Raw genomic sequence first — 11287 nt, forward strand, 5'->3', positions numbered from 1 at the left:
AGAGGGTGAGCACATCCCGCGCCATCTCCCGTTCGGCGCTGCTGGGCACGGCGGCGGGGGAGGGAGGAGAGCTGAGAACCATACGCGGCTTCACTGACACCTAAGAGGAAACGCCGGAACAAGAGGTTCCTGGCTTCTGTATCTCGAACCGGAGGGCAAGGACTGCGTCCCGCTGACGCAATTGGAATCTGGGATCCCCTTTACTAGGTAGGCTGGCCGATTCTCGGCGCAGGTGCCGAGAACTTACAGAGTTGCTTCAGATTTGGCCGGATCCCTCTTGTCAGGAGGGTTACGGTTGCCTTTGGGAAAAGCGGTAGGATGAGTTCTACCCATTCTTTTCCCTGCTCACTTTTCTCTGTTTCTTCTTACCAATGATGGCCAACTCTCCTTTTCCGCTGCGCAGCCAAGTGGTCACCCAGGGGGTGCAGCGCTCCCCCAACCGCGCCATGCTTAGAGCAGTGGGCTTTCGCGATGAGGACTTCGGCAAGCCCATCGTCGGTATCGCCAACGCCCACAGCACCATTACCCCCTGCAACATCGGCATCCAAGCCCTGGCCGAGCGAGCCGAAGCTGCCCTGCGGGAGGCCGGCTGCATGCCTCAGATCTTCGGCACCATTACCATCAGCGACGGCATTTCCATGGGCACCGAGGGCATGAAGTACTCCCTCGTGTCGCGGGAGGTGATTGCCGATTCCATCGAGACGGTGGTCAACGGCCAGAGTATGGATGGTCTCTTGGCCATTGGCGGCTGCGACAAAAACATGCCGGGGGCGATGATTGCCATGGCCCGCCTCAACGTGCCCTCCATCTTTGTCTATGGTGGCACCATCAAGCCGGGGCATTACAATGGCCGTGACCTCACCATTGTCAGCGCCTTTGAAGCGGTAGGGGAGTACAGCGCCGGGCACATCTCCGAGGAAGAGCTGCTGGCGGTGGAGCGCCACGCCTGCCCCGGTGCCGGATCCTGTGGCGGCATGTACACCGCCAACACCATGTCCAGCGCCTTTGAGGCCATGGGCATGAGCCTGCCCTATTCCTCTACCATGGCGGCAGAGGATGAAGAAAAAGCCGAAAGCGCTGCCCAATCGGCCAAGGTCTTGGCCGAGGCCATTAAAGCCAACATTCGGCCCCGCGACATCATCACCCGCCAGAGCATTGAGAACGCCATCTCCGTCATCATGGCCGTAGGGGGATCCACCAACGCCGTGCTCCACTTTTTGGCCATTGCCCACGCCGCAGAGGTGCCCCTGACGCTGGATGACTTTGAGACCATCCGCGCCCGCGTACCTGTTCTCTGTGACCTCAAGCCTTCGGGCCGCTTTGTTGCCACCGATCTGCACCGGGCTGGCGGGATCCCCCAAGTAATGAAGATCCTGCTCAACCACGGCTTGCTGCACGGGGACTGCCTCACCATCTCCGGCCAGACAATTGCCGAAGTCCTGCGGGACGTGCCGGACGAGCCCAGCCCTGACCAAGAGGTGATTCGCCCCTGGCACAGCCCCCTTTACCCCCAAGGGCACATAGCCATCCTCAAAGGTAACCTTGCTCCCGAAGGGGCAGTGGCCAAGATTAGCGGCGTCAAGACACCCAAGATCACGGGGCCGGCGCGGGTCTTTGACTCGGAGGAGTCCTGTCTGCAGGCTATCCTTGCTGGCCAAATTCGACCAGGGGACGTCGTGGTGATCCGCTACGAAGGCCCCAAGGGCGGCCCTGGCATGCGGGAGATGCTCTCCCCCACTTCGGCCATCATCGGCGCTGGCTTGGGAGATAGCGTGGGGCTAATTACCGATGGCCGCTTCTCTGGTGGTACCTACGGCATGGTGGTGGGCCATGTGGCGCCTGAGGCCTACGTAGGCGGCCCCATTGCCCTGGTGGAAGAAGGGGATTTAATTACCATCGATGCCCCCGCTCGTCTGTTGCACCTGCATGTTAGCGAGGAAGAACTGGCCCGCCGCCGCGCCCGCTGGGTTCCCCCCGAGCCTCGCTACAAACGGGGCACCTTGGCCAAGTACGCCAAGCTCGTCTCCAGCAGCAGCCTGGGGGCGGTGACCGATTTGAACTTGTGGGAGTAGGCCCTTCTCCCTCAGGGAGAGGGGAGTAACTCTTGCAGGAAAAAGCGGCAGGGATCCCTGCCGCTGGGTTAAGTTGACGGCTTCGGCGCCAACTAGGTACCAATGATGCCGCCGTCATTTTTGGTAATCACCACCACCGCCGAGCGGGGATAGATGTTGTCGTCGTAGTCAGGCCAGCGCGAAGCAATCTTGCCGGCAGCGAAGTCTTCGGCACTGGTGGTGGAGCCGGGGTGCTGGACATTGATGAACATGGTGCGCTGGTCGGGAGTGGTAACCACGCCGGTGATCTCCTGTCCAATCGGCCCGGTCAAGAAGCGACGAATTTCTCCCGTATCCGGGTCGGCAGCCAGCATCTGGTTGTTGCCGAACTGGGCAAAATCTCCCTTGTTGAGGTTACTCTCGCTACAATCTGTCTGGATCCAGAGGCGACGACTGGCATCGAACCACAGCCCATCGGGAGAGTTGAAGATGTTGTCGGCGTTGAGAGGCTGTCCTGACAGCGTACGGCTATCTCCGGGTGGGCCGGCCAGGACGAAGATGTCCCACTCAAAGCGGGTGGACTGGGGACTGCCTATCTCTTTCCAGCGGATGATGTGACCCCACTGGTTTTTGGGACGAGGGTTGGCGGCATTCACCTGGTCTTGTTCCCGCTTGCTGTTGTTGGTTAGGGTGAAGTAGACCATACGAGTCTTGGGATCCACTGCTCCCCATTCGGGCCGATCCATCTTGGTGGCGCCGACGAAGTCTGCCGCGGTGCGGGTGTTCACCAGTACATCCGCCTGGCTGGTGAAGCCATTCTCGGGGGTGAGGCCGTTTTGCCCAAACAGCAGCGGGATCCACTCCCCTGTGCCGTCTTCGTTGAACTTGGCCACATACAGCGTGCCGTTGTCCAGCAGGTGGCCGCCTGCCGTCTCCTTGCGGTAGGGCTCCGCCGAGACGTACTTGTAGATGTACTCAAAGCGGGCATCGTCCCCCATGTAGAGCACAATCGGCTGTCCTTCCACCGGCGGCTGGAACACCACGCCCTCATGGGCAAAGCGGCCCAGAGCTGTGCGCTTCTTAGGCCTGCTGCTGGGATCAAAGGGATCGATCTCCACCACCCAGCCAAAGGTGTTGGGCTCGTTGCGGTAGTCCTGGGTGGCATCGGCAGCGGTGGGGGTGGCGTTGAAGCGGATGAACTCGTCGGCCTTGTTGCTAGCCAGCTCCCAGCCGTAGCGGGAGGTCTCGGTGCTCACGCCATAGCGCTTGTGTTCGCGGGGCAGGTTGGGCTTTTGATCCGGCCCTTTGCTGGTGTTAACGAAGTAGCCGGCCCAATTCTCCTCGCAGGTGAGGTAGGTGTTCCAGGGAGTAACCCCGTGGGCGCAGTTGTTTAAGGTGCCCCGTGTCATCGTGCCATCGGGGCTGAACTTGGTCTTGACGAAGTCAGACCCCCGTACCGGGCCCTGGATCTCCATGAGGGTGAGGCCGGTGATGCGGCGGTTGAGGCGATCCCGCACCACAGTCCAGTTACCGTCCGCCTCCCGCTTGATGTGGACAATGCTCACCCCGTGGGCGTTCAGCTCCTTGAGCACCTGGTCGGGATCGCGGCTACCGTCGGGGTTGACCGGATACCCCTCATCGTTGAGCTGTTGTCCTTTGGCGGCGGCATGCATAAAGCGCGGCTCCACGTACTCGTGGTTGATCACCAACAGGCCCTCGGTGGAGCTGCCCTGCCAGGGATCCTTCCCCTCAATGGGGAAGAAGTGCATACCGTCGTGGTGGCTGCCCACCTGCATCCCCTGCTCGGCGCCGGTGTTCTCCAGCTTAAACTCAGGGTAGGTGCCGGTGATGGGGATACCCCAGGCCAGCAGCGGTCGGGCAGTGTAGCCTTCCGGCACCACCACTTTGTCTTCTGCGCTCACGGGGATTGCCTTGAAACCCAGCAAGGCACTGCCGCTGGCCGCTTTGGCCGACTTACTGGCGTTGTTGAGCGCCGGCAGGCCAAAAAAGGTGGCCACTGCTGCGGCAATGCCCCCCTGCAACACTTGGCGCCGCTGCAGGCGGGCTTCTAGGATGCTGCTAAAGGTGGGGTTGGGCGAATGATTGCACAGAGGCTCGTCCCCATGACGAAGCCTAGAACCCTGCGGATTATTCACGTTGAGTTCTCCCCTTCTCTTGTCTTGTCGATTCCCTGCGTTACTGACTTCACGCATTGGGATAGGCGCTCCAAAACTAGTACCTAGAAGTTAAGAAGAGGCCAAGACTAGGTTAAGCTTCATCGATATGAAGAATTTCTTTAGGTTGAGCTAATGATTTCTTAACAAATTGTTGAACTACAGGGAATTTTGCTTTCTGATCTTTGTCTTTGACTTGTTCCGGCTAGGCTTAAGGTTCTTGTCGTATCCTAGAGAACAAATACACCCCATCGCGATGGTAGAGAAGCTGAAACGAGGTTTCTTTTTGTAAAGCGGCAAGCAGGGTTTGGGAGAACTCTGGGCTGCTGCGCCACCCCGGATGGCGACTGTTAAGCAAAACGTAGTCAAAGGGATCCCATTGTTGGGGGGGAGATCCCTTGAAGTGGCTCTCATCAGTAAAGTAGATAACTTGCCGGTGGGTGAGGTGGGGGCTAATCTCGTGGGTGGTAAGGACACCCCCTTGGGTGGTGATGTGGGCAAGGGCCTCGCGAGTGGCCTGCCAAGTGTCAAGAGACTGAAGATAGATGGAGCCGAAAAAGGGGTATTTTGCCAGGGCTAAAAAAGCCAGCAAAGACCAGGCTAGCGCTGCTTTTCTGCTTTTGACGGGGCAAAACCAAAAGGGGACTGCTTTCGCGTTTTCGATAACAGCTAGAAAGAGAAAAGGAACAACAGGTAATGCATACTGATGCACCAGATCCCGATAAGCAGGATTGCTAGAAAGTATATTCAGCACCAGGGTTGGCAGGGCAGGGATCCAGGGATCCCAGTGGCGCCAAGAGAGGCCCCAAGCCACAGGGATGACTAACAAAAATCCATAGAATAGGGTGTCGAGAGAGAAGACCTTGCCCAGGACTAATGTTGGCTTGAGAACCAAGTTTTGGATAATTTCAGGAACAGAACTGCCCAAATAGCTATAGTGAGAAACGGCTGCCGGCTCGCTGCCACTGAAGTGAGGAATAATCCAAAAAGTAGCCATGCCAAACCATGCCGACCCTGCCGCTATGGCAAGCCAGCCGGCCACTTGGCAGCGCCGTTGCCAGCGCTTTTCAACTCGTCTGCTTTCAAAGAGCAACAGCCAAGTTCCCAGGGCAATGACGTTGAGAGACAACACCGCCTTGCAGCCGAGGATACCGCTCAAACACAGCAAGAATTCCCACAACTTGCCAGAGCGAACACAGAGTATAGCTGCCAAAAAAAGGGGAACAGCCAACACTTCTGGATGAAAATCAAAAAGGTTGGCGTTGAAGATGGCTGGGTAGAGAAGATAGGCAGCGGCAATTGTTCTTGCTCTGTCAGAATCAATCTCGGCTTGGAGCGCCAGATGGTAAACGGCCAGCGCTCCCAGCGTTAGTGCCAGAGCTTGGATGCCAAACAGCCAATATACAGAGGGAACAATGCGATACAAGAGACTGAGAGGATACAAGATAAAAGCTACGTGATCCCCAAGAATGTGGATCCCGCGAATAGTAGAAAAAGGAACCTCACCACGGCTGATTAAATAAACAGCTTGGTCGAAAATACCGAGATCATACCCTCCCGACTGAAACAAGTGGTGCCGCACAACGCTGCAGCCTAAAAGAACAAAGAAGGCTCCAACCAGCGTCGCCAAGAAAGACTTGGACAGAGGATGTTCCTTCATTGCCGCCTACAACTTGCTTAGCGTAGAATCCAGGCTCTGCCAGCTAGCGGCAATACCGCAAGCCAGCTCAAAGACAGCCCCTTTTTCTCTGGCAAGAGAGGCTCGAATCCAGCTAGCTGGAAAAATTGCAGGAAGTGGGGATCCCTGCCCAAGCCAGGCAAGAGGCTGGGGTTGGCCAGCGCAGGGAGAACGCCCAAAGGCTTGAGAAGGTCTAAAGTTTTGGGATCTTTCCACTTTTCCTTTCTAGGATACGGGCAGACTCTCCAGAGCTGCTGCGTGGGGAATTCTGCATGAGTGACGCCATCCGCTATGACCTGCTTTTGGTGGGAGGAAGCTCCTCCAACCTGATCCTGGCCCATCGCCTTTTGGATCTGGCCAAGCTCTCGGGGCTCAAGATCTCCATCGCCATCTTGGAAAAAGCCCGGCAATTCGGCGGGCACATTGTCAGCGGCGCCATCTGCAATCCCCAGGTAATCGCCAGGCTCTTCCCGGATTTTGAGAGCCAAGGATTTCCCCACGAGGGGCGGGTGGAAGTGAGCCACCTGAGCGTACTGGGATCCCAAGAGCGCTGGGATCTGCCGGAAGCGGCGATCCCAAAGGGGTTGCGCAAACAGGGGCAGTTCCTCCTCACCCTTAGCCATGTCATCCGCTGGCTGGCCGAAACCCTGCAGGAAAAGGCCAAAGGGATCCCCAACGTTACCTTGGATGTATTCCCCGGCTTTGCCGCCCACGAGATCCTCTATGAGGGGGAGCGAGTCATTGGGGTGCGGGTGAGCGACTCCGGCCAAGTTTACGAAGATTGCGTCTTTGCCGAGCTCACTTGTTTTGGCGACAAGGGATTTATCTCCAAAGACCTGGTCGAGAAGTTTCACCTGCGCCCTCGGCCGCAACTGTGGTCGGTGGGGGTCAAAGAGCTGTGGCAGATCCCTCGCTCGCTGCAGGGGCAGGTGTGGCACACCCTGGGCTATCCGGTTTTGGATGGCAGCTTCAGCGGTGGCTTTGTCTACGGCCTCAAAGATAACCGCCTGGCCCTGGGCCTCATCATCGGCCTCGACAGCAAAAATCCCAACCTCAACCCGCAGCAGCGCCTGCAGGAGTTCAAAGCCCATCCCTGGATCCAATCCCTGATTGCCGGTGGCAAGTTGCTCAAGTACGGGGCCGCCGTCATTCCTGAGGGGGGCTACTACAGCCTGCCCAGCCGCTTTGGCGTTGAAGGGGCCTTGCTCTTGGGGGATGCCCTGGGGGTGCTGGATGTGGGCAGCCTGGCCGGGATCAACAACGCCATGGAGACCGGCTACCTGGCAGCGGGCCTCATTCACGACGGCTTTTTAAAAGGGGATCTGCGCATTCAAGAGGCCTACCAAAAAGCCGTGATGGAGAGCTCGGTGGGGCAAGATCTCTACCGCAGCCGCTATTTTCGGGAAGCCTTTTTGGAAAACTCCCGCCTGCTGGAAGAATACCTGCCCCAGATCTGCCGCAGCGTCGATGCCGGCCACCCTTGGCTGGGATCCCTGCGCTGGGGCCTGCAGGATCCCGTGCGTCGCGGCGGGGAACTCCTGCGCGCCTACACGCTGCTGACGGGACGGGTCAGCGCCGGCGAGCCGCCCCCACGGGGGTATGTTGCTCCCCATGCCGCCATCCAAGCGGACTTTGTGGCCCCCCTAGGTCTGGATCCTGAAGCATTGACCACGCGATGGGGCTATTTCTCGCGGTCAGATGCCGTCTTTTTTGCCGATCCCCGCTACCCGGAAGGCAACCGCCACATCCTTGAGTTCAGCGCTGACACCTGCCGCCAGTGCATTGCCACCTACGACAAGCTAAACCGCCCTACCCCCTGCGTGGCCGACTGCACCGCAGAAGTCCACCACATCCGCGAACACAATGGGATCCGCTCCCACGCCATGTCGCTGGAAAACTGCATCCAGTGCCGCACCTGCGAGATCGTCTGTCCCCACCTCAACCTGCGGGTTAACCCCAGCTACGAGGGATCCGGCCCCGACTTTTATGGGCTCTAGGAAAACGGGGGCAGGGAGCACAGACTCAGCTTTGCTGGCATAGTTAAAGCTAGAGTTGCAGGGAGTGCAGCCATTGAATTCCGCCCCGCTGATCCCACCCGCCCCCAGCCCTGAGTTGAGCCGCGAGCAATTTTGTGAGCTCTTGCGTGGCCAGCTCAGCTTGGCCCTAAGGGAAAACAACTTGGAACAAGCCAAATCTCTCCTGCTGCCCGTACAAGCGGTGGACATTGCCGAGGTAATCGGGGAGTTGCCGGAGGCGCAGCAGGCTCTGGCCTTTCGCTTGCTGCCCAAGGATCTGGCCATCCGCGTTTACGAACACCTGGACATAGATCTGCAACAGGCGCTGCTGCGCGAGTTCAGGAGCCACGAGATCCAGGACATCTTGGACAAGATGTCGCCGGACGACCGGGCCCGCCTCTTCGACGAGCTGCCGGCCAAGGTGGTTGCCGAACTGCTGCCCCAGCTCAGCCCCCAGGAACGGGAAGCCACGGCCCTGCTGCTGGGCTATGCCCCCAACACCGCGGGGCGGATCATGACCCCGGAGTACATTTCCCTGCGAGAGAACCTGACGGCAGCCGAGGCACTGGAGCGGGTGCGCCTCTTGGCCCGCGAAACCGAGACCATCTACTACCTCTACGTCACCGACCAGGAGCGACACCTGACGGGAACCCTATCCTTGCGGGAGTTGGTGATGGCCGATCCGGCCCAGCGGCTGGAGGAGGTGATGAGCCGGGAGGTGGTGTTCGTCAGCACCCACACCGACCAGGAAGAGGTGGCGCAGGTCATCCAGCGGTACGACCTGTTGGCGGTGCCGGTGGTGGATGCCGAGCGGCGACTGGTGGGGATCGTTACGGTAGATGATGTACTGGACATCGTGGAGCAAGAGGCCACCGAAGACATCTACTCCTTGGGGGGGTTGCAGTCTGGAGAAGATGACTATTTCGACCTCAGTTTTTGGCAGGCAGCCCGCAAGCGGGTGGTGTGGCTGCTGATTTTGCTGCTTACCAACACCTTTACCAGCACGATTATTGCCGGCCAGGAAGAAGTCTTAAGCCAGGTGATCGCCCTGGCGGCTTTTATCCCACTGTTGGTGGATAGCGGCGGCAACGTCGGCTCCCAGTCTTCGACGGTGGTGATTCGCGGCCTGAGCACGGCAGCGGTGCGCCTCAAGGACGGGTTGGGGGTACTGGCCCGGGAAGCAGTGGTGGGAGCCATGCTGGGGATCATGCTCAGCTTGATCAGCATCGGCTGGGCCTATGCCCTGCAGCGGGATCTCCTGGTGGCGGTCATCGTTGGGCTAAGCCTATTTGGGATTTCTGTTCTCTCTTCGGTGTCAGGGGCGGGGCTACCCTTTCTGTTTCGCTCCTTTGGTCTGGATCCGGCCTTGATGGCCGCCCCCTTCATCACCACGATTGTGGACGTGCTGGGGGTGTTGATCTACTTCTACGTTGCCCGTTTAATCCTGGGAATCTAGCCCTAGCCGCCAACCCCTCCAAGCCCTTGCCGAAATTGGGCTAGGTTGGATCTGGTCTTGTTGCGGATCCCTGTCGGTGTCTGCCCATTCTGTGGATGTCCAGGCGGCTCTGCCGGAGATCGTGGCTCGCTTGCAAGCAGCCCTGGGATCCCTGGGGCTGGGACATCTGCAGGTGCAGGCGCGTCTTTCCGGCCACCGTCTGTTGCTGCGCCTGGAGGGGGATCCCCTCCCCAATCCGGATTGGCTGCTGCAGCGCCTCTTGCCAACCCTGGAGCAACTGGCGCTGACCCACCGGCACTGCCAGGTGGAGCTGTTCGGCTTTCCCCCCAACGAAGGGATCCCGGAGTGGCACCGCGAGTGGCGCTACCAGCCGCCGCCTAACCCCAATAGCCCTCTGTACCGTGCCCAGCAGGGGGATGTGGAGGCCATCCAGTACGTGCTCAGCTACCTGCTGCGCCCAGAAGGGATCCAGACCCGTGTTCATCTGCATCCTAAGCTGGGCCTCTTACAGGTGAACTTACAGGCTGCGGAAGTTCCGGATCCGGCTTGGGCCAAGGATTTTGTGCGGCGGGTCTTGACCCGCCTGGAATGGGCCTTTGTGCAGCGGCTGCGGCTTTCCGGGCAAAAGCTGGGCGCTTTCTTTCCAGCCTGGAGCCAAGAGTTCGATCTCAAACAGCCTGCCTTTTGGCAGGCCCCCCCGGCCAGACTTTCTCCCTTTCCTTCTCCAGCGCCTGACACTGGCGAGCCCTCCCCCCCTTCCCCTACCCCTCTAGACTAAAGGGCAGGGCTCAGAGGGGTCGGTCATGCGGGTTGTTTTCTTTGGCACGCCGGAGTTTGCTCTGCCCTCGCTGCAGCTCCTGTTGCAGCGGCAGCCTCTCTTTGAAGTAGTGGGCTTGGTCTGCCAGCCGGATCGGCCGCAGGGACGAGGGCAGAAGGTACTCCCGCCGCCCACCAAGGTCCTTGCCCAAGCCCATGGGATCCCGGTGTGGCAGCCTGTCCGGCTGCGGCGGGATGCGGAGGTGCTGGCGGCGCTAGAGGCGCTGGCTGCCGATGTGTTTGTGGTGGTGGCCTATGGCCAAATCCTGCCGCCGGCGGTGCTGCAGATGCCCAGGTTGGGCTGCGTCAATGTCCACGCTTCCCTTCTGCCGGCTTACCGCGGCGCTGCCCCCATCCAGTGGGCCATTGCCAACGGCGAGACCGAGACCGGCGTCACCACCATGCTCATGGACGAGGGCCTGGATACGGGAGCCATCTTGCTGCAGGCCAAGCTGCCCATTGGGCCAGAGCAGACTGGGCTGGAACTGGCCTCCCAACTGGCCCAACTGGGGGCCGAGCTACTGGTGGAAACCCTGGTGAAACTAGAAAAAGGAGAGATCACCCCCATTCCCCAGGATGACTCGCGGGCCACCTATGCCCCCCTCCTTAAAAAGCAGGACTTCCAGCTCGATTGGCGGCGCCCAGCCCAGGCCTTGCACAACCAAATCCGCGCCTTTTCTCCCGACTGCTTTACCGGCTTGCAGGGGCAGCGGATCAAGATTGTCCGCTCTGCCGCTCCCCAGTTGCATCCACCGCCCGACCCTCTTCCCCAGGGCAGCCCCGGAGAAGTGGTGGGACTGGCCAAAGGAGAAGGGGTGTATGTGGCTACCGGCGAGGGATCCCTTCTCATCCGGCGGGCCCAACTGCCCGGCAGGAAAGAACAGTCGGCCTGGGACTTGGTCAACGGCGGCCAACTCAGGGTGGGCATGCGCTTTGAGGCGCTACCGGATCCCTAGCCCCCCTCTTCCCGTGGGAGAGGGGCTGGGGGTGCTACTCCGGCTGGGGAAACTCCTCCCACAGGCGGGTGTGCTGGCGCAGGCTAAGGAACTGGCCGCCGCCGAGAATGAGGTGATCCAAAACCGGGATCTGCAGCAGTT

At 59.8% G+C, this 11287-nt stretch carries 7 protein-coding genes; 5 read left to right on the top strand and 2 right to left on the bottom strand.

All coding sequences use genetic code 11. The features are described from left to right. The first annotated feature begins 374 nt into the window (after positions 1 to 374). On the top strand, positions 375 to 2072 hold the full coding sequence (gene ilvD / locus NW852_RS11700; RefSeq protein WP_414365872.1) for a dihydroxy-acid dehydratase: 1698 nt from the start codon (positions 375 to 377) through the stop codon (positions 2070 to 2072). A gap of 92 nt (positions 2073 to 2164) precedes the next feature. Here ilvD and NW852_RS11705 read toward each other — a convergent pair whose 3' ends face one another. After that, positions 2165 to 4207: a PhoX family protein gene (locus NW852_RS11705; RefSeq protein ID WP_414370294.1), complete on the bottom strand. Its 2043-nt coding sequence runs from the start codon at positions 4205 to 4207 to the stop codon at positions 2165 to 2167. A 229-nt stretch (positions 4208 to 4436) separates the two neighbouring features. Then, positions 4437 to 5807 carry a DUF2079 domain-containing protein gene (locus tag NW852_RS11710; protein ID WP_414370293.1) on the bottom strand — a complete coding sequence of 457 codons (1371 nt, stop codon included), beginning with the start codon at positions 5805 to 5807 and terminating at the stop codon, positions 4437 to 4439. A gap of 368 nt (positions 5808 to 6175) precedes the next feature. On the opposite strand from NW852_RS11710, the gene NW852_RS11715 reads away from it, so the two are divergent. The 4 genes from NW852_RS11715 to fmt all read left to right on the top strand — a co-directional run bounded on the left by NW852_RS11715 (position 6176) and on the right by fmt (position 11146). Further along, a complete protein-coding gene (locus tag NW852_RS11715) occupies positions 6176 to 7900 on the top strand; it encodes an electron transfer flavoprotein (RefSeq protein WP_414370292.1) in 1725 nt (574 codons plus the stop codon). Positions 7901 to 7973: 73 nt separating this feature from the next. Beyond that, complete coding sequence (gene mgtE / locus NW852_RS11720) at positions 7974 to 9374, top strand: magnesium transporter (RefSeq protein ID WP_414370291.1); 1401 nt, start codon at positions 7974 to 7976, stop codon at positions 9372 to 9374. Positions 9375 to 9450: 76 nt separating this feature from the next. Next, positions 9451 to 10152: a hypothetical protein gene (locus NW852_RS11725; RefSeq protein WP_414370289.1), complete on the top strand. Its 702-nt coding sequence runs from the start codon at positions 9451 to 9453 to the stop codon at positions 10150 to 10152. A 25-nt stretch (positions 10153 to 10177) separates the two neighbouring features. Beyond that, positions 10178 to 11146, top strand: coding sequence for a methionyl-tRNA formyltransferase (fmt, locus tag NW852_RS11730; protein ID WP_414426767.1), 969 nt, complete (start codon positions 10178 to 10180; stop codon positions 11144 to 11146). The last annotated feature ends 141 nt before the right edge of the window (positions 11147 to 11287 follow it).

Source organism: Synechococcus sp. H60.1 (assembly GCF_047462335.1).
Classification (GTDB): Bacteria; Cyanobacteriota; Cyanobacteriia; order Thermostichales; family Thermostichaceae; genus Thermostichus.

Coding starts and splice junctions, on each gene's coding strand:
- ilvD (WP_414365872.1), top strand. CDS start 375: ATGGCCAACTCTCCTTTTCCGCTGCGCAGCCAAGTGGTCACCCAGGGG.
- NW852_RS11715 (WP_414370292.1), top strand. CDS start 6,176: ATGAGTGACGCCATCCGCTATGACCTGCTTTTGGTGGGAGGAAGCTCC.
- fmt (WP_414426767.1), top strand. CDS start 10,178: ATGCGGGTTGTTTTCTTTGGCACGCCGGAGTTTGCTCTGCCCTCGCTG.